This is a genomic window from Streptomyces sp. NPDC046215 (genome assembly GCF_040646215.1).
GTDB classification, from domain to species: Bacteria; Actinomycetota; Actinomycetes; order Streptomycetales; family Streptomycetaceae; genus Streptomyces; species Streptomyces stramineus.
In genome coordinates this window covers 1-17,429 of record NZ_JBEYZW010000123.1, presented here as the reverse complement: position 1 = coordinate 17,429, position 17,429 = coordinate 1, and the positions used below count along the sequence as shown (strand labels likewise).

The 17,429-nt window shown below is 72.1% G+C and carries 21 protein-coding genes; 15 read left to right on the top strand and 6 right to left on the bottom strand.

All coding sequences use genetic code 11. The features are described 5' to 3' along the window. Nucleotides 1-334 precede the first annotated feature (334 nt). On the bottom strand, nt 335-2,014 hold the full coding sequence (locus ABZ951_RS31605; RefSeq protein ID WP_344097065.1) for a bifunctional 3'-5' exonuclease/DNA polymerase: 1,680 nt from the start codon (nt 2,012-2,014) through the stop codon (nt 335-337). Between the two features lie 89 nt (nt 2,015-2,103). Here ABZ951_RS31605 and ABZ951_RS31600 point away from each other — a divergent pair, with 89 nt between their 5' ends. After that, nucleotides 2,104-2,448 (top strand): UBP-type zinc finger domain-containing protein, encoded by a 345-nt coding sequence (locus tag ABZ951_RS31600; RefSeq protein ID WP_344097063.1) that lies wholly within the window; start codon nt 2,104-2,106, stop codon nt 2,446-2,448. 198 nt (nt 2,449-2,646) lie between these two features. Here the strand turns inward: ABZ951_RS31600 and rpsN are convergent, their stop codons facing one another. Together rpsN and rpmB are read right to left on the bottom strand one after the other, a co-directional pair. Further along, entirely contained in the window at nt 2,647-2,952 is a 306-nt protein-coding gene (gene rpsN / locus ABZ951_RS31595; RefSeq protein ID WP_344097061.1) for a 30S ribosomal protein S14, read from the bottom strand. Next, nucleotides 2,952-3,188, bottom strand: coding sequence for a 50S ribosomal protein L28 (gene rpmB, locus ABZ951_RS31590; protein ID WP_344097059.1), 237 nt, complete (start codon nt 3,186-3,188; stop codon nt 2,952-2,954). The genes rpsN and rpmB overlap by 1 nt, the downstream gene beginning before the upstream one ends. Before the next feature lie 75 nt (nt 3,189-3,263). Here rpmB and rpmG point away from each other — a divergent pair, with 75 nt between their 5' ends. From rpmG to ABZ951_RS31565, 5 genes are all read left to right on the top strand, one after another. Next, complete coding sequence (gene rpmG, locus ABZ951_RS31585) at nt 3,264-3,428, top strand: 50S ribosomal protein L33 (RefSeq protein WP_344097056.1); 165 nt, start codon at nt 3,264-3,266, stop codon at nt 3,426-3,428. 5 nt (nt 3,429-3,433) lie between these two features. Further along, nucleotides 3,434-3,691: a type B 50S ribosomal protein L31 gene (locus ABZ951_RS31580; protein WP_344097054.1), complete on the top strand. Its 258-nt coding sequence runs from the start codon at nt 3,434-3,436 to the stop codon at nt 3,689-3,691. Continuing rightward, on the top strand, nt 3,688-4,947 hold the full coding sequence (locus ABZ951_RS31575; protein ID WP_344097052.1) for a GTP-binding protein: 1,260 nt from the start codon (nt 3,688-3,690) through the stop codon (nt 4,945-4,947). The genes ABZ951_RS31580 and ABZ951_RS31575 overlap by 4 nt, the downstream gene beginning before the upstream one ends. A gap of 39 nt (nt 4,948-4,986) precedes the next feature. Beyond that, on the top strand, nt 4,987-5,226 hold the full coding sequence (gene rpsR / locus ABZ951_RS31570; RefSeq protein WP_344097050.1) for a 30S ribosomal protein S18: 240 nt from the start codon (nt 4,987-4,989) through the stop codon (nt 5,224-5,226). Between the two features lie 159 nt (nt 5,227-5,385). After that, nucleotides 5,386-5,625 carry a DUF397 domain-containing protein gene (locus tag ABZ951_RS31565; protein WP_344097048.1) on the top strand — a complete coding sequence of 80 codons (240 nt, stop codon included), beginning with the start codon at nt 5,386-5,388 and terminating at the stop codon, nt 5,623-5,625. A 21-nt stretch (nt 5,626-5,646) separates the two neighbouring features. Here the strand turns inward: ABZ951_RS31565 and ABZ951_RS31560 are convergent, their stop codons facing one another. After that, entirely contained in the window at nt 5,647-6,141 is a 495-nt protein-coding gene (locus tag ABZ951_RS31560; RefSeq protein WP_344097045.1) for an ATP-binding protein, read from the bottom strand. Between the two features lie 322 nt (nt 6,142-6,463). Between ABZ951_RS31560 and ABZ951_RS31555 the strand changes: the two genes are divergently transcribed. The 6 genes from ABZ951_RS31555 (at nt 6,464) to ABZ951_RS31530 (ending at nt 12,046) form a co-directional block, all read left to right on the top strand. Then, nucleotides 6,464-7,327: a helix-turn-helix transcriptional regulator gene (locus ABZ951_RS31555; protein ID WP_344097043.1), complete on the top strand. Its 864-nt coding sequence runs from the start codon at nt 6,464-6,466 to the stop codon at nt 7,325-7,327. Nucleotides 7,328-7,415: 88 nt separating this feature from the next. Next, on the top strand, nt 7,416-8,873 hold the full coding sequence (locus ABZ951_RS31550; RefSeq protein ID WP_344097041.1) for an aldehyde dehydrogenase family protein: 1,458 nt from the start codon (nt 7,416-7,418) through the stop codon (nt 8,871-8,873). Nucleotides 8,874-8,965: 92 nt separating this feature from the next. After that, nucleotides 8,966-9,496 carry a DinB family protein gene (locus ABZ951_RS31545; RefSeq protein ID WP_344097039.1) on the top strand — a complete coding sequence of 177 codons (531 nt, stop codon included), beginning with the start codon at nt 8,966-8,968 and terminating at the stop codon, nt 9,494-9,496. Between the two features lie 77 nt (nt 9,497-9,573). Then, nucleotides 9,574-10,173 (top strand): PadR family transcriptional regulator, encoded by a 600-nt coding sequence (locus tag ABZ951_RS31540; protein ID WP_344097035.1) that lies wholly within the window; start codon nt 9,574-9,576, stop codon nt 10,171-10,173. Nucleotides 10,174-10,280: 107 nt separating this feature from the next. Beyond that, on the top strand, nt 10,281-11,258 hold the full coding sequence (locus ABZ951_RS31535; RefSeq protein WP_344097033.1) for an ATP-binding cassette domain-containing protein: 978 nt from the start codon (nt 10,281-10,283) through the stop codon (nt 11,256-11,258). After that, nucleotides 11,255-12,046, top strand: a complete 792-nt coding sequence (locus tag ABZ951_RS31530; protein WP_344097031.1) for an ABC transporter permease — start codon at nt 11,255-11,257, stop codon at nt 12,044-12,046. Before ABZ951_RS31535 ends, ABZ951_RS31530 begins: the two co-directional genes overlap by 4 nt. A gap of 46 nt (nt 12,047-12,092) precedes the next feature. On the opposite strand, the gene ABZ951_RS31525 is transcribed toward ABZ951_RS31530, so the two are convergent. Then, nucleotides 12,093-12,461, bottom strand: a complete 369-nt coding sequence (locus tag ABZ951_RS31525; RefSeq protein ID WP_344097029.1) for a YbjQ family protein — start codon at nt 12,459-12,461, stop codon at nt 12,093-12,095. Nucleotides 12,462-12,681: 220 nt separating this feature from the next. On the opposite strand from ABZ951_RS31525, the gene ABZ951_RS31520 reads away from it, so the two are divergent. Continuing rightward, nucleotides 12,682-13,386 (top strand): VTT domain-containing protein, encoded by a 705-nt coding sequence (locus tag ABZ951_RS31520; RefSeq protein ID WP_344097068.1) that lies wholly within the window; start codon nt 12,682-12,684, stop codon nt 13,384-13,386. 119 nt (nt 13,387-13,505) lie between these two features. After that, nucleotides 13,506-15,188: a threonine/serine exporter family protein gene (locus tag ABZ951_RS31515; RefSeq protein WP_344097026.1), complete on the top strand. Its 1,683-nt coding sequence runs from the start codon at nt 13,506-13,508 to the stop codon at nt 15,186-15,188. 58 nt (nt 15,189-15,246) lie between these two features. On the opposite strand, the gene ABZ951_RS31510 is transcribed toward ABZ951_RS31515, so the two are convergent. Further along, on the bottom strand, nt 15,247-15,744 hold the full coding sequence (locus ABZ951_RS31510) for an inorganic diphosphatase (protein ID WP_130878794.1): 498 nt from the start codon (nt 15,742-15,744) through the stop codon (nt 15,247-15,249). Between the two features lie 86 nt (nt 15,745-15,830). On the opposite strand from ABZ951_RS31510, the gene dacB reads away from it, so the two are divergent. Further along, the gene (dacB, locus tag ABZ951_RS31505; protein WP_344097020.1) at nt 15,831-17,285 is read left to right on the top strand and encodes a D-alanyl-D-alanine carboxypeptidase/D-alanyl-D-alanine-endopeptidase; all 1,455 of its coding nucleotides are present in this window, start codon (nt 15,831-15,833) and stop codon (nt 17,283-17,285) included. Nucleotides 17,286-17,429: the final 144 nt, after the last annotated feature.

Here is a 17,429-nt window from a genome sequence, read left to right as displayed (position 1 = left end):
GGGAAAGGACAGGATGCCGTCCATGTAGCCGGTGACCGCGCCGTAGTTCAGCTCGTGCCCGTGCGGCAGCACGCCCTTGGCGTTGTACGTGGTGACGCTTTACGCCCCGACAACAGGCCCGCTCCGACCCACCCCCTTACGTGAGTGGGTGGGAGAAAAGACCTGTGGTGACCCTGCACCCGGCAAGGCACCGAAACCACAGAGGGTTTTCTCCCCACCCGCCACCGCACCTGAACAGCCCCGCGCAGCGGACACGCCCCCCGCAGGGGAAACGGCGAGAAACCCGGCAACGCCCCGCGCAGCGGAGCGGCTCCGCGCAGCGGCAACGGCCGCATCACCCCTTCGCGTCGGAATAACAGGCAACAGCCGCCACCGTGAAAGGAAACCGCACAGGAACATCCCCGAAAACCACCGCGGCCGCCCGTGCCGAAGAGGCGCGAATCGCGGCGGTGACCGCGTCCGCCTCCTGCGCTCGGCAGTGCACGATCACCTCGTCGTGCTGGAAGAACACCAGCTCCGCGTCGAGGCCGACGAGCGCCTGCCGGAGTGCGGCCAGTAAAGCGAGGGCCCAGTCGGCCGCGGCACCCTGGACGACGAAATTGCGGGTGAAGCGGCCCCGGGCGCGGTCGGCGGGCGTGGACCCGTACCCGTCGTCCGGCGAGGGGCCGTCCTGGGGGATCCCGGCCTCGTCGGGCGTGGCGGAGGACGCCGGAGGGCAGGTGCGCCCGAGGAAGGTGCGGACGAGCCGGCCCTCCACGCCGGCCCGGGCGGCGTCGTCGACGTAGGCGACGGCGGCGGGGAAGCGGCGCCGCAGGTCGGCCAGATGCTTGAGGCCGTCGCCGGAGGTCTGCCCGTAGACGGCGCCGAGGACGGCGAGCTTGGCCTGCTCGCGGTCGCCGGCGAAGGCACGGTCGGAGACGGCGGCGTAGAGATCGCGGTCGGCGGCGGCGATCTCCATCAGGCCGGGGTCGCGGGAGACGGCGGCGAGGATGCGGGGTTCGAGCTGATCGGCGTCGGCGACGACGAGCAGCCGGCCGGGGTCGGCGACGACGGCGCGGCGGACGACGCGGGGGATCTGGAGGGCGCCGCCGCCGTTGGTGGTCCAGCGGCCGGTGACGGAGCCGCTGGGGACGTACTCGGCGCGGAACCGCCCGTCCCGCACCCAGGTGTGGAGCCAGGACCAGCCGTGGGCGGTGTGGAGGCGGTAGAGCTTCTTGTACTCCAGGAGCGGCTCGACGGCGGGGTGGTCGAGCTCCCGCAGTTCCCAGGCGCGGGTGGAGCTCAGGGTGATGCCTTGGCGGGCGAAGGCCCGGATGATGTCGGCGGCCAGGTCGGGGCGGACGCGGACGTCGCCGCCGAAGGCCCGGGTGACCTCGTCGGCGAGCTCGGCGAGGCGCCGGGGTTCGAGGCCGCCGGGGTAGCGCTCGCCGAGGAGCTCGGTGAGGAGCTCGCGGTGGACGTCGGCCCGCCAGGGCAGCCCGGTGCGGTTGAGCTCGGCGGCGACGAGCGTGCCGGCGGACTCCAGGGCGAGGAGGAGCCGCATCCGGCCGGGGTGCTCGGTGGAGTCGGTACGGCTCAGCTGCCCGGCGTACACCTCCAGCAGGGCGTCGAGCGGATCGGTGCCCTCCGGCAGGGGCACGGGCCCGGGCTCGAAAAGGGACGGCTGGCCCCCGGCGGCGCGGGCCGGCGGGTCGGCGGGCACGGGCAGGCCGCGCAGCCGCGCCCAGGCGGCAGCGAGGGAGCGGGGCTGGCCGGACTGGCCCTCTGTGTGGCCGATGAGGAGGGACTCGGCGGCCTCGACGTCGTAACAGCGCTCGACCCGGACGCCGGCGCCGAGCAGGCGCGGGTAGAGCTCGGCGGTGGACCGCCACACCCACCGCTCGGCTTCCGGGTGGGACCGGATCGCCTCGGCCGCGGAGGCCGCCGACTCGACGGGCCCGGCGGGCGCCCCGGAGGGGTCGACGGGGCAGAGACGAACACCCCCGTCGCCCGTCTCCGCCACCGCCCATCTCACGTCCGTGAGTCTGCCAGGGGGGTCTGACAACGGCCGTGACCTTGTGCTTCGCCGTGCGACGACCCGCCCTCCGGCCTACGCTCGAAGGCATGAGCGAGCCGAGTGAGTCGAAGGACTGGCAGGTCGCCGCCGACGTCGAGGGCAAGGCGACCCAGCGGGACTGCGCCCACCTGGGCGAGGTCCGCGAGGTGTCGCCGAGCACCACGGAAGGCTGCGAGGACTGCCTGCGGACCGGTTCCACGTGGCTGCACCTGCGCGAGTGCCTGGCCTGCGGCCACATCGGCTGCTGCGACAGTTCCCCCAACCGGCACGCGAGCGCGCACGCGCGTGAGGAGAGCGGCCACGATGTCGCCCGTTCTTTCGAACCGGGCGAGGACTGGGCGTGGTGCTACGCCGACCAGCTGTTGCTGCTGCCGACGGGCGGCGGTCGCTGAGCTCGACGTCCGACGGCCGCCGGTGCACGTTCGTGCGGTGGCCTGCCGTGGTGACCTCAAACGCCGGACGGGCTTCTAGCCCGTCCGGGGGCGCCTCCCAGCGTTAGCTGGGGGAGCTTGAGGACGCGGCCGCAGGCCGCTCGCCGCCCTAGGCGGCAGACCGGCCCGCAGCCGAGGCGAGCCGGCCAGCGCGAACCCCTACCAGCTCGACTTGCGCACCCCCGGCAGATACCCCGCATGCGCCTGCTCGCGCAGGTTCACCCGGGACAGCCCGAACGTGCGCAGGTATCCGCGCGGACGTCCGTCAACCGAGTCCCTGTTCCGCACGCGCGTCGCACTCGCGTCGCGCGGCTGGCGGCGCAGCTCGCGCGTGGCCGCCAGGCGTTCGGCCTCCGGGGTGCCCGCGTCGCGGATGACCGCCTTCAGCAGGGCGCGCCGCGCCGCGTAGCGGGCGACCGTCAGCCGGCGCTGCTCGTTCTTCGCGATCTTGCTCTTCTTCGCCATCAGACCTTCTCCCCCCGGGCCCGGATGCGGGCCACCGCTGCCTCGACGCCGATCGTGTCGACGGTCTTGATGCCCTTGGCGCTCAGCGTCAGCCGCACGTGGCGGCCCTCGCTCGCGAGCCAGTAGCGCTTGCGCTGGATGTTGGGGTCGAAGCGGCGGCCGGTGCGCCGGTGGGAGTGGGAGATGGAGTTGCCGAAGCCCGGCTTGCGGCCGGTGAGCTGGCAGTGGGCGGACATGGTTCAGACCTCCTGGTCGGGGGTGGGCCCCGAAGCCCTAATGAAAATGGAAACCATTTCTGTATAGTAGCCCGTATGGCCCGCAACGAGCTACGCCCTGTCATCAAGCTCCGGTCCACCGCAGGGACCGGCTACACCTACGTCACCCGCAAGAACCGGCGTAACGACCCCGACCGCATGGAACTGCGCAAGTTCGATCCGATCGCCCGCCGTCACGTCACCTTCCGAGAGGAGCGCTGACCGTCATGCAGCCCGGAATCCACCCCGCCTACGGGCCGGTCGTCTTCCGCGACCGCGCCGCGGACTACGCCTTCCTCACCCGTTCCACCGCCACCAGCGACAAGACGGTGGAGTGGGAGGACGGCAACACCTATCCCGTCGTCGACGTGGAGATCTCCTCGGCGAGCCACCCCTTCTACACCGGCACCGCCCGCGTCATGGACACCGCCGGCCGGGTCGAGCGCTTCGAGCGCCGTTACGGCAAGCGCGAGGCCGGCCGGTGAGCGCCGCGGGGCCGCTGTCCGTGGTGCTGGTCGGCGGGCTGCACGCCGATGCCCGCCGGACCGCCGTGGACCGGCTGCTGCACACCGTGCCCGGCAGCGTCGCCCTCCACCACGACCTGGCGTCGGCCGCCGCCGGCACGGTCCACCGGACCGTCCGGGACCGGGCCGGGACGCTGGACGAGGGCGAGGCCCCGCTGGCCAACGACTGTGCCTGCTGCGCGCTTCGCGAGGACCTGATGCCGGAGCTGGAGCGGCTCGCCGGCGCCGGGACCTGCCGGCTCGCCGTCGTGGAGCTGTGGGACTCCGTCGAGCCCAAGGCCATGGCCGAGGTCGTGGCCGCCCACGGCGGGGACGGCGTCCGGCTCACCGGCGTGATCACCGCCGTCGACCCCGCCCTGGTGCTGCCCTACCTCGGCTGCGGCGACGACCTGGCCGAGGCCGGCCTCGCGGCCGCCGCCTCCGACCAGCGCACGGTGGCCGACACCTTCGCCCGCCAGCTGGAGTACGTCTCGGTGCTGGCCCTGGCGGAGGACGTCACCGGCCGCGCCGGGGACACGGGTGACGGCGCGGCCCGGGGGGCGGGGAGCACGGCGGCGGGCGACACGTCCGCCGCGGCCTCCCCGGTGGAGGTCGACGTCGAGCCCGCCGACGCGACCGACTATGCCCTGCTCGCCCAACTCGTCCCCACCGCACGGCACATCGGCGTCGACTCCGTGGAGCTCGCCGCCGCGGCCGTCGCCGGGTTCGACGTGGAGGCGGCCGCCGACCGGCAGCACCCCGCCTGCGCGCTCCTGCCGCAGGAGGCCGACGCCGACGGCGTCACCACCGTCGTCTGGCGGGCCCGCAGGCCCTTCCACCCGGAGCGGCTCTTCGCCGCCCTGGAGGAGCTGTGCTGCGCCGCCGCCCGCAGCCGGGGGCGGTTCTGGCTCGCCGACCGGCCCGACACCCTGCTGGCCTGGGACTCCGCGGGCGGCGCCCTGTGCGTCGAGAACGCCGGCCCCTGGCTGGCCTCGCTGCCGGACGCCGCCTGGGAGATGGTGCCCGCGACCCGGCGGGTGGCCGCCGCCCTGGACTGGCACCCCGAGCACGGCGACCGCGCCCAGTACCTCACCTTCACCTCGCCGGGGCTCGACGCCGACGGGCTGCGCGCCCTGCTGGAGTCCTGCCTGCTGAGCGACGCCGAATACGCGGGAGGCCCGGATGCCTGGCGCCGGCTCATGCCCGCGTTCGACGAACTCCTGGACCCGGTTTCCTGACCGCGGACCGCATTCGACCACCCCTGAAAGGCACCGAGCATGCCCCGCCGCCCCGACCACCGCAGAAACCTCAAGCCGCGACCGAATCCCCTGGAAACCGCGGGCATCACCTATATCGACTACAAGGACACCGATCTGCTGCGGAAGTTCATCTCGGACCGCGGGAAGATCCGCAGCCGCAAGGTGACCCGGGTCACCGCGCAGCAGCAGCGGCAACTGGCCCGCGCGATCAAGAATGCCCGCGAAATGGCCCTGCTGCCCTATTCCTCCGGGAAGTAGCCGGGGCGCCGCCCGGCACCGGGACGTCACGGCGGGGACACCGTCAGTGCACGTGCATCGGCTCATGCATAAGCACATGAACGCCGCTATGATCCGGAGAAGTTGCCACCCTCACGACTTTCGCCGGGGGTGCCCCCTGCAAAGCTCCGGGAGAGTCCTGTGCCTGACGCTCACAACGGCATGGCCGCCGCGGATCTCGAAGACGTCGTCTGGCGCAAGAGCCGGCACTCCAACTCCCAGGGCTCCTGCGTGGAGTTCGCGAAGCTGCCGGGTGGCGGGGTCGCCGTGCGCAATTCCCGCCACCCGGACGGCCCGGCGCTCGTCTACACCCCGGCGGAGATCGATGCCATGCTGCGGGGAATCAAAGACGGCGAATTCGACTATCTGGTGAGCGACTGAGGCACCCGGTGCTCCCGGGCGTCAGTCGCGCTCGCGCGGCAGCCGGAACAGCGCCCAGACCACCTTGCCGTGCAGGGCCCCCGCGAGCGGGTGCCAGCCCCAGGTGTCGCTGAAGGACTCCACCAGCAGCAGCCCCCGCCCGCACTCCGCCGACGCGTCCGCGACGCCGGCCACCGGGCTCTCCTCGCTGGGGTCGCGCACCGCGCACACCAGGCGTGACGTCCAGCGCATCAGATGCAGCCGCACCGGGGGTTCGTGGCCGGCGGATATCGCGTCGGCGGGCAGCGCGTAGCGCATCGAGTTGGTCACCAACTCGGAGACGACCAGTGCCACATCGTCGAAGAGCCCGTGCAGATCCCACTGCTGGAGCGTCGCCCTGGTGAACTTCCGTGCCGTGCGGACCGCTTCGAAGCGGGGTGGCAGTGCGCAGGAGGCGGAGTTCGGTGCGGCCGGTGGGGCGATCGGTGGCAGCCCTCGCCACAGAGGGGAGAGCACAGTCGATCCTTCGGTACCCATCCGAGGCACTCCTGGCAATCGTGGACGTGACACGCACGTGTGCGTCACCCATCGTTCCCAATGCGGGGGGCGGATGCAAGGGCAGATGCACGTGCACGCGGGGGTTTTAGGGGCGCACGCTCCGGTTCGGCAGCAATTCTTCCTACGCCCTCCGGCGTACGTCCCCCGGTCTGGTCCCCGTCGCGTAACCGGATGCACACTCAACGGAGCCCGAAGGTGGCAGACTTCACGGCCGGGGGTAGCGGGGGTCGCCCCGGGAGGGTGCGGAAGCGGCACGGCCGGTACAGGATCCGGAAGAGCCGGAAGAGGAGGAGTCGCAGAGATGGCCACGAGCGAGTCGAGCGGTTCTGTGGTGCGCCGCATACTCCTGGGCTCACAGCTCAGGAGTATGCGGGAGTCGCGGGGCATCACGCGCGAGGCGGCGGGCTACTCGATCCGGGCGTCCGAGTCGAAGATCAGCCGTATGGAGCTGGGACGGGTGAGCTTCAAGGCACGCGATGTCGAGGATCTGCTCACGCTCTACGGCGTCACGGACGGGCAGGAGCGCGAGGCGCTGCTCGGCCTGGCCCGCGAGGCCAACGTCGCCGGCTGGTGGCACAGCTACGGCGATGTGCTGCCGGGGTGGTTCCAGACCTACGTCGGGCTGGAGGGCGCCGCCTCACACATCTCGATCTACGAAGTGCAGTTCGTGCACGGCCTGCTCCAGACCGAGGGGTACGCCCACGCCGTCGTCGTGCGCGGACAGCCGACGGCCGAGGAGGCCGAGGTCGAGCGCCGGGTCTCGCTGCGCATGGAGCGCCAGAAACTGCTGTTCTCCGAGCGGGCCCCGCACTTCCACGCGGTGCTCGACGAGGCCGCGCTGCACCGCCCCTACGGTGGCCCGGACGTGATGCGCGGCCAGCTCCAGCACCTCGTCGAGATCTCCGAGCAGTCCAATGTGACGCTCCAGGTGATGCCTTTTGCGCACGGCGGCCACGCCGGGGAGAGCGGTGCCTTCACCATGCTGCGCTTTCCCGAGTCGGACCTCTCGGACGTGGTCTATCTGGAACAGCTCACCAGCGCGCTGTATCTGGACAAGCCCGATGAAGTGGCCCAGTACGGAAAGGTCATGGAACGCCTCCACGAAGACAGCCTCCCGCCTGCGGAATCACGGGATCTGCTGAGGCGCCTGCTTCAACTCGTATGACACATCAGTACGATGACGTCCCATCAGGAGTATGCATTCCGGATCCGGGCGCCCCGTGCGCCCCCGATTCTCCAGGCAGGGATGGCGCATGTCCTACTTCGACGAGTTGGCTTTCCAGTACATCGGCGGGGAGTGGCGGTCCGGCACCGGCTCCTGGGACATCGTCGACTTCAATCCCTACGACGGGGAGAAGCTCGCCTCCATCACCGTGGCGGGCGTGGGCGAGATAGACCAGGCGTACCGCGCCGCCGAGGAGGCCCAGCGCGCGTGGGGCGCCACCAACCCGTACACCCGCCGGCTCGTCTTCGAGCGGGCGCTGCGGATCATCGACGACCGGGAGTGCGAGCTGGCCGCGGCGATCACCGCGGAGTGCGGCGGCACGGCCGTCAAGGCGGGCTTCGAGCTCCACCTGGTGCGCGAGTTCCTGCGCGAGGCGATCCACCTCGCGCTGCGGGCCGAGGGCCGCATCCTGCCCTCGCCCGACGACACCAAGGAGAACCGCCTCTACAAGCTCCCGGTCGGGGTCGTCGGGGTGATCAGCCCCTTCAACTTCCCCTTCCTGCTCTCGATCAAATCCGTCGCCCCGGCGCTCGCCCTCGGCAACGCCGTGGTGCTCAAGCCCCACCAGAACACCCCGATCTGCGGCGGCGGCCTGGTCGCCAGGGTCTTCGAGGAGGCCGGGCTGCCGCCGGGCGTGCTCAACGTCGTCGTCACCGACATCGCGGAGATCGGCGACGCGCTGATCGAACACCCGGTGCCCAAGGTCATCTCCTTCACCGGCTCCGACAAGGTGGGCCGCCACGTCGCCACCGTCGCCGCGACGCACTTCAAGCGCGTCATCCTCGAACTCGGCGGCAACAGCGCCCTGATCGTCCTCGACGACGCCGACCTGGACTACGCCGTCGACGCCGCGGTCTTCAGCCGCTTCATCCACCAGGGCCAGGTCTGCATGGCGGCCAACCGGGTGCTGGTGGACCGGTCGGTGGAGCGGGAGTTCACCGAGAAGTTCCTCGCCAAGGTCAGGACCCTGAAGGTCGGGGACCCGAGGGACCCCGCCACCCACATCGGCCCGCTCATCAACACCGGCCAGGCGGACGCCGTCAACACCCTGCTCGACCAGAGCATCGCCGACGGCGCCACCGTCCTGCTGCGGGGCGAGAGCGACGGCACCCTCGTCGCGCCGTCGGTGCTCACCGGTCTGGCGGCCGACTCGCCGATCCTGGGCCAGGAGATCTTCGGGCCGGTGGCGCTGATCATCCCCTTCGACGGCGAGGAGGAGGCGGTCCGGATGGCCAACGCCACTCCGTACGGGCTGAGCGGAGCGGTCCACACCGGGAGCATCGAGCGCGGGGTGCGCGTCGCCAAGCGCATCGACACCGGCATGATCCACGTCAACGACGGGACGGTCCACGACGAGCCCATCGTGCCGTTCGGCGGCGAGAAGCACTCGGGCGTGGGGCGGCTCAACGGGGACGCCATGATCGACGCCTTCACCACCACCAAGTGGATCTCCATTCAGCACGGGCGGAGCAGCTTCCCCTTCTGACGGTCCGCTTCCCCCGCATTGCGGACAGGAACTGACCGCATTGGCCTCTAGCTTGGGTGCGTCGAGCGACGGAACGACGGAAGGCCGGACCCATGGTGACCCACGTGATCGAGACGAACCCCTCCGACGAGCGCGGCACCCTGCTGGCGTTCGTGGAGGCCCAGCGCGGCGGCCTGCGCCGGGCGGTCCTCGGGCTGTCCGAGGAGCAGGCCGCACTCACCCCCAGCGCCAGCGCGCTCTCCCTCGGCGGGCTGCTCAAGCACGCCGCGCAGGCCGAGGACAACTGGGTGCGGATGGCCGAAGGACGGCCGCCGGCCGGCTCCGAGGACACCTGGGAGGACGGCTTCCGGCTCCTGGAAGGCGAGAGCGTCGCCGGGATGCTCGCCCGCTGGGAGGAGATCGCGGCGGAGACCGAGCGGTTCATCCGCGCCGTGCCCGACCTGGAGGACACCTTCCCGCTGCCCGATGCCCCGTGGTTCCCCAAGGGCGAGGTGTCGATGCGCTGGCTGCTGCTGCACCTGGTCGAGGAGATCGGCCGGCACGCGGGCCACGCGGACATCATCCGGGAGTCCCTCGACGGCCGGACGGCCTACGAGCTGGTGGCCGAGGCCGCCGGGGGCTGAGCGGCCCCGCGCGCGGGCGGGAGCGCGGGCGCCACCTAGTCTGGGCAGCGGTACAGACCGGGTGGAATGAGGAGACGATGTCGGCGATCCGGCTGCTGGTCCTGGGGGCGGTGCGTCAGCACGGGCGGGCGCACGGCTACCAGGTGCGCAACGACCTGGAGTTCTGGGGCGCGCACGAATGGTCCAACGCCAAACCCGGTTCGATCTACCACGCGCTCAAGGCGATGGCGAAGCACGGGCTGCTGGTCGCGCACGACGTCGCGCCGAGCGAGGCCGGCGGCCCGCCGCGCACCGAGTACGAGCTGACGGACGAGGGGGAGGCGGAGTACTTCCGGCTGCTGCGGGACGCGCTCTCCTCCTACGACCAGAAGGTCGACGTCCTCAGCGCCGGTGTCGGCTTCATGGTCGACCTGCCCCGGGCCGAGGCCGTCGGCCTGCTGAAGCAGCGCATGGAGTCGCTGCGCGCCTGGCGCGAGGAGATCCACCGCCACTGGACCCCGGAGCAGGGCGAGAGCTGGGGTCACATCGGCGAGATCATGGGGATGTGGGTGCACACCTCGGAGACCCGGGAGGAGTGGACCCGCGGGTTGATCGAGCGCCTGGAGGGCGGCGCGTACGTCATGGCGGGCGAGGGCGAGCCCTGGCGGGGCGGCCTCTTCCCCGAGACCGAGGACTGACACACCACCTCCGCGGCACCGCCGCTATTCAAGTTTGACTACCTTCGCGAGGCGCGCTACCTTCGAGAGCAAGTAGTCAAACTTGACTACAAACGGAGGAGAGCGCATTGACTGACACCGATCGGGCGATCGTTGTCGAAGGACTGCGGAAGACCTACGGAGGCAAACACGCCCTCGACGGGCTCGACCTGAGCGTCCCGCGCGGCACCGTCCACGCCGTGCTCGGGCCCAACGGGGCCGGCAAGACCACGGCCGTACGGATCCTGTCCACGCTGCTGCGCCACGACGCCGGGCGGGCCGAAGTCGCCGGGTACGACGTGCGGCGCGACCCCGACGAGGTCCGCTACCGCATCGGACTGCTCGGGCAGCACGCCGCGGTGGACGAGGAGCTGAGCGGCCGGCAGAACCTCGACATGTTCGGCAGGCTCTACCACCTGGGCGCCCGCCGGGCCGCCGCCCGCGCCGGCGAACTGCTGGCCCGCTTCGGTCTGGACGACGCCGGCCACAAGCCCGTCGCCCGCTACAGCGGCGGCATGCGCCGCCGCCTCGACCTCGCGGCCGCCCTGATCCTCGCCCCCGAGGTGCTCTTCCTGGACGAACCCACCACCGGCCTCGACCCCCGCGGCCGCACCGAGGTGTGGGAGGCCGTCCGCTCCCTCGTCGGCGGCGGCACGACCGTCCTGCTCACCACCCAGTACCTGGAGGAGGCCGACCAGCTCGCCGACCGGATCACGGTCGTCGACGCCGGCCGGGCCGTCGCCGAAGGGACCGCCGACGAGCTCAAGGCCCGCCTCGGCGGCGACCGCATCGACATCGTCGTGCACCGCGCCGGACAGCTCGCCGCGGCCGCCTCGGCCGTGGCCGGGGCCCTCGGCACCGCGGACGTGCGCACCGACGCCGACCGCCGCCGCCTCAGCGTGCCCGTCACCGACCGGATGGCCGCCCTCGCCGCCGTCCTCGGCACCCTCACCGCCGCCGGCATCGAGGCGGAGGACATCGCGCTGCGCCGCCCGACGCTCGACGAGGTGTTCCTCCACGTCACCCGCCCCACCGCGGACGCCACCAAGGAGGCCGTGCGCCGATGAGCCACTCCACCTGGGTCCTCACCGACTCCTGGACGATGACCCGGCGCGGCCTCGCGCACTGGGCCCGGCAGCCCGTCCAGGTGATCGTCGGCCTCGCCTTCCCGGTGATGCTGCTGGTGGTGTTCGCCTACTTCCTCGGCGGCGGGATGACCGTCGCGGGCGGCGGCGACTACAAGCAGTTCCTCGTCCCCGGCATGCTCGCCCTCACCATGGCCTTCGGCCTGGAATCCACGATGGTCGCCGTCACCCAGGACCTCAACAAGGGCGTCATCGACCGCTTCCGCTCCCTGCCGATGTCCCCCTCCGCGGTCCTCGTCGGCCGCAGCGTCCTCGACATGCTCCAGTCGGTGCTCGCCCTCGCCGCCATGGTCGCGGCCGGGCTGCTGATGGGCTGGCGCTGGCAGGAGGGCGCCGGCAGCGCCCTCTACGCGGTGGGACTGCTGCTCCTGCTGCGGTTCGCGATGCTCTGGCTGGGGATCTACCTCGGCATGGTCGCGGGCCGGCCCGAGCTCGTCCAGGCCGTACAGATCCTCATCTGGCCGGTCGGCTTCCTGTCCAACGCGATGGTCTCGGCCGAGTCCATGCCCGGCTGGCTCGGCGCGATCGCCGAGTGGAACCCGATGTCGGCCACGGCGGCGGCCGTCCGCGACCTGTTCGGCAACCCCGGCACGGGCGGCGACTCCTGGGCCGCGCAGCACGCGACGGCGCTGGCGGTGCTCTGGCCGCTCGCCCTGCTCGCGGTCTTCGTCCCCCTGGCCCTGCGCCGGTACCGGGGACTGGGGCGGTAGCGGCACGTGCCACCCGGGGCGGGCCTTCCGGCCCGCCCCGGTGCCCTCAATGGCTGGGGGAGATGACGCAGGCCGTCCCGTAGGCACAGACCTCCGTGCCCACGTCCGCCGCCTCCGTCACATCGAAGCGGAACATCAGCACGGCGTTGGCACCCCGGGCCCTGGCCTGCTCGATCAGCCGCTCCATCGCCTGGTTGCGGGTCTCCACCAGGGTCTTCGTCAAGCCCTTGAGCTCACCGCCGATCAGGGACTTCAGGCCCGCGCCGATCTGGCTGCCGACGTGCCGGGAGCGCACCGTCAGGCCGAAGACCTCGCCGATGACCCGGTCGACCCGGTACCCCGGGACGTCGTTCGTGGTGACCACCAGCACATCGGACTTCTCGAGCTGACCGCCGCCGTACTCCTCGATGCCCATGACATCCACCTCCGTGTGCAGTTTTGTCGCTTGATGTCCGGGACGCACGCGGGGGTGGCGGGGTTGCACCGACCGGGTGTACGGGCTCCGGGGCCCTCTGGAACCAGGTGCCCGGCGGTGGCGTTGATAACTTGGGGCCGCACACCACCCCACTCCGCCTGTGCCCGGGCCTCGCACGAGCCTGCGCCCTCGACCCAGGAGCCTGTCACCCGTGACCCCCATGACCACCCTCGCGCTCGGCCCGCAGTGGCTGGACGCGAACTATCTGATCGATCACTTCGGTCTGATCGGCGTCCTGGCCATCGTCTTCGCGGAGTCCGGCCTCCTGATCGGCTTCTTCCTGCCGGGCGACTCGCTCCTCTTCACCCTCGGCCTCCTCGTCACGACCGACCAGATCGACAAGCCCCTGTGGCTCGTCGCCACGCTCGTCGTCCTCGCCGCGGTCCTGGGCGACCAGGCGGGGTACCTCTTCGGCCGCAAGGTCGGCCCGGCCCTCTTCAAGCGCCCCGACTCCAAGCTCTTCAAGCAGGAGAACGTGGAGAAGGCGCACGAATTCTTCGAGAAGTACGGCCCGAAGTCGCTGGTCCTGGCCCGGTTCGTGCCCATCATCCGCACCTTCACGCCGATCATCGCCGGCGTGAGCCGGATGAACTACCGGTCCTTCCTGATCTTCAACATCATCGGTGGCGTGCTCTGGGGCGCCGGCGTGACGCTGCTGGGCGCCGCGCTCGGCAAGGTCGACTTCGTCAACAAGCACATCGAGCTGATCCTCGTCGGCATCGTGCTGATCTCCGTGGTCCCCGTGATCATCGAGCTGCTGCGGGCCCGCTCCAAGGCCAAGAAGAACCCCGCCGCCCCCGGCGGCCCCGGCGCGCCCGGCGACGGCCGCCCGCCGGTCCAGCGCGGCCGCCACGCCAAGCGCTGACCTCCCGGCGCCTCCTCCCGCCGTCCGCCCCGGGCATACCCCGGACCCCACTGGGCACACGAGCCACTGATCAGGCATGGTGGCCTTAACAGGCGGCAGGAGGCGTACAAGGAGCGCGAGTGGCGGATCGGCAGTGGGGCGACAGCCCGTCCGACACGGACACCTCCGAGGAGCGGAAACCCGCCTCGGACGAGGCGCGCAGCGCCTTCACACCGCCCTTGGGCGTTCCCCTGCCCGCTCCTCCCGAGGAGGAGCACCCGACCTCGGAGTTCGCGATCCCCGAGGGCATCGCCGCGGAGCCGGAGGCCGAACCGGAGGGGTCGGCCTTCGCCCTCCCCGCCGGTGCCGTCACGCCCGCCGCCGGCCGCGGCACGCCCTACCCCGCGTTCACCCCGCCGCACGGCATACCCCGGGTCAGCCTGACCAAGGAGTCGCCCTGGCAGGACCGCATGCGCACCATGCTGCGGATGCCGGTCGGGGAGCGGCCGGTCCCCGACCGCCCCGAGAAGCCGGACGAGCCCGGGCCGCCCGTCCCCCGCATCCTCGACCTGACCCTGCGCATCGGCGAGCTGCTGCTCGCGGGCGGCGAGGGCGCCGAGGACGTGGAGGCCGCGATGTTCGGCGTGGCCCACGCGTACGGGCTCGACCGCTGCGAGCCCACCGTCACCTTCACCCTGCTGACCGTCAGCTACCAGCCGTCCCTCGTCGACGACCCGGTCACCGCCAACCGCACCGTGCGCCGCCGGGGCACCGACTACAACCGGCTCTCGGCGGTCTTCCGGCTCGTCCACGACATCACCTCCCAGGGGCTCACCCTGGAGGAGTCCTACGGCCGGCTGGCCGAGATCCGCCGCAACCGGCACCCCTACCCCGGCTGGGGCCTCACCCTCGCCTCCGGGCTGCTCGCCGGCGCCGCGTCCATGCTCGTCGGCGGCGGGGTCGTCGTCTTCCTCGCCGCGGCGGCGGGCGCCATGCTCGGCGACCGGCTGGCCTGGCTGGCCTCCGGGCGCGGGCTGCCCGAGTTCTACCAGTTCGTCGCCGCCGCGATGCCGCCCGCGGCCATGGGCGTCGCCCTGAGCGCCGGCAACGCGCACGTCCAGGCGTCCGCCGTCATCACCGGTGGGCTGTTCGCCCTGATCCCGGGAAGAGCGCTGGTGGCGGGCGTCCAGGACGGCCTGACGGGCTACTACATCACCGCCGCCGCCCGCCTCCTGGAAGTCGGCTACCTGATCGCCGGCATCGTCTGCGGCGTGCTGATCGTCCTCTACGGAGGGGTGCACATCGGCGGCGGCACCCTCAACCCCGAGGCCGCCCTGGAACGCCAGGAACGGCCCGTCGTCCAGATCATCGCCGCCATGATCCTGGCCTTCTCCTTCGCGGTCCTGCTCCAGCAGGAACGTCACACCGTGCTGTGGGCCACGATCAACGGCGGAGTCGCCTGGATCATCTACGCGGCCCTCGCCGACACGGCGGAACTCGACCCGGTGCCCGCCACGGCCATCGCGGCCGGCGTCGTCGGCCTCTTCGGCCAGCTGCTCTCCCGCTACCGCTACGCGTCCGCGCTGCCGTACGTCACGGCGGCCATCGGCCCGCTGCTGCCCGGTAGTGCCACGTACTTCGCGCTGCTGAACTTCGCGAAGAACGAGATGAACGCGGGGATCTCCAGCCTCACCAAGGCGGCGGCGCTGGCGCTCGCCATCGCCATCGGAGTGAATCTCGGGTCCGAGATGTCGCGGATGTTCATCAAGGTGCCCAGTGGTGCGGCGTCGCGCCGGGCGGCGAAGCGGACGCGAGGGTTCTAGGGCGGAACGACAAGCCCCCTCCGGCGAGGCCGGAGGGGGCTGGTGTCGCGGGCCGGGCTCAGTGGTGGGAGCCGCCGGCGGCCTCGAGGCGCTTGTAGGAAGCCTCGATCTCGGCCTCCGCCTCGGCGCGGCCGACCCAGTCGGCACCCTCGACGGACTTGCCCGGCTCCAGGTCCTTGTAGACCTCGAAGAAGTGCTGGATCTCCAGACGGTCGAACTCCGACACGTGGTGGATGTCGCGCAGGTGCTCCACGCGCGGGTCGGACGCGGGGACGCACAGCAGCTTGTCGTCGCCGCCGGCCTCGTCCGTCATCCGGAACATGCCGATGGCGCGGCACTTGATGAGGCAACCCGGGAACGTCGGCTCGTCGAGGATGACGAGCGCGTCCAGCGGGTCGCCGTCCTCACCGAGGGTGTTCTCGACGAAGCCGTAGTCGGCCGGGTAGCTGGTCGAGGTGAAGAGTCGACGGTCCAGGCGGATGCGACCGGTCTCGTGGTCCACCTCGTACTTGTTCCGCGAACCCTTCGGGATCTCGATGGTGACGTCGAACTCCACGGGTGGCTCCTCCATGATCAACACAAACGTCTGGTGATTAAGTGTCCCTCACGCAGGCGTGTGGTGGCGAAAGGGGCTGGTCCGTAGTGCCTGAGGCCGGATCATGGCAGATCGGGTGGTGGCAGAACGCCCCCCGAGCACAGCGCCGTACCGTGCGGTTCGCCGCGGTGTCCGCCCTGGCGGGCCTGGTGGTCGCGGCCGGCGCGGTGAGTGCCGCCGGCCCCTGGGACTCGGGCCAGCGTAAGGCCGAACGCGATCTTGCGGCGGCCGGAAGGGCGACGGGTGGCGAGCGTCACTCCCGGCCCGCCGTCCCCGCGGCTCCCCCGGTCCTCGCCGGACTCGGCGCGCGGCCCGCCGCCCCGCCGCCCACCCGCGACGGCCTGGCCGAGGCCCTGGAGCCCCTGCTGAAGGACCCCGCGCTGGGCGAGCGGACCTCGGCCGCCGTGGTCGACGCCGCCACCGGCACACCGCTGTACGGCGCCGACGAGGGCACCGAGTACACCCCCGCCTCCACGGTCAAGCTGGCCACGGCCGCGGCGGCCCTCGCCGCCCTCGGGCCCGGCCACCGCATCGAGACCACCGTCGTCGCCGGCGGCGACGGCATCGTCCTCGTCGGCGGGGGCGATCCCACGCTCACCGCCCGCCCCGACCGGGCGGGCCCGGACCGGCCCGCGAGCCTGCGGGAACTGGCCGACGCCACCGCCCGCGCGCTCAAGGCCCGCGGCACCGGCCGCACCAAGCTCACCTACGACACCTCGCGCTACGCGGGCCCCACCGACCACCCCATCGGGGCGAACGAGAACATCGCCCCCGTCACCGCCCTCATGGTCGACGAGGGCCGCCTCGACGACTCCGACCACGGCACGGCCGACCGCTCCACAGAACCGGCCGCCGACGCGGCCCGCACCTTCGCCGACCTGCTGCGCGAACGGGGCGTCGACGTCGAGGACGACGTCTCCTCGGGCCAGGCGCCCGGCAAGGCGGAACGTATCGCTGCGGTCTCCTCCCCGCCCCTGTCCGCGCTGGTCGAGCGCACCCTCACCAACAGCGACAACGACATCGCCGAAGCGCTCGCCCGGCAGACCGCGCTCGCCGCGGGGGCCCCCGCGAGCTTCGAGGGCGCGGCCGGAGCCGTCACCGAGCGGCTGGAGAAGCTCGGCCTGCCCACGTCCGGCATCCGCATCGCCGACGGCAGCGGCCTCGACCGCGCCGACCAGGTCTCGGCGGAACTCCTGGCCCAGCTCCTCGCCCGCGCGGCCGACCCCCGCCACCCGGAGCTCCGCCCGGTCCTCACGGGCCTGCCGGTGGCCGGCTTCAGCGGGACGCTCCGCGGGCGCTACGGGTCGGACGCGGGGGGCCGGGGCCTGGTCCGCGCCAAAACGGGCACCCTCACGGGCGTGAACACGCTGGCCGGCACGGCGGTGACGTCCGAAGGCCGCCTTCTGGCTTTCGCCTTCATGACGTCCGGAGGCTCGGCGGAGGCCGCGCAGCGGGTACTGGACCGTCTGGCGACTGCGGTTGCCGGGTGCGGGTGTCGTTGACGGTGCGCCGTTGCCCCTGCGGGGGGTGTGTCCGCTGCGCGGGGCTGTTCAGGTGCGGTGTCGGGCCTGCGCGGGTGGGGGTTTCGGGGCCGGTCCCAAGATCGCGGTATGGGCCCAGCCCCGTGAGCTCCGTGCCGCCTATGC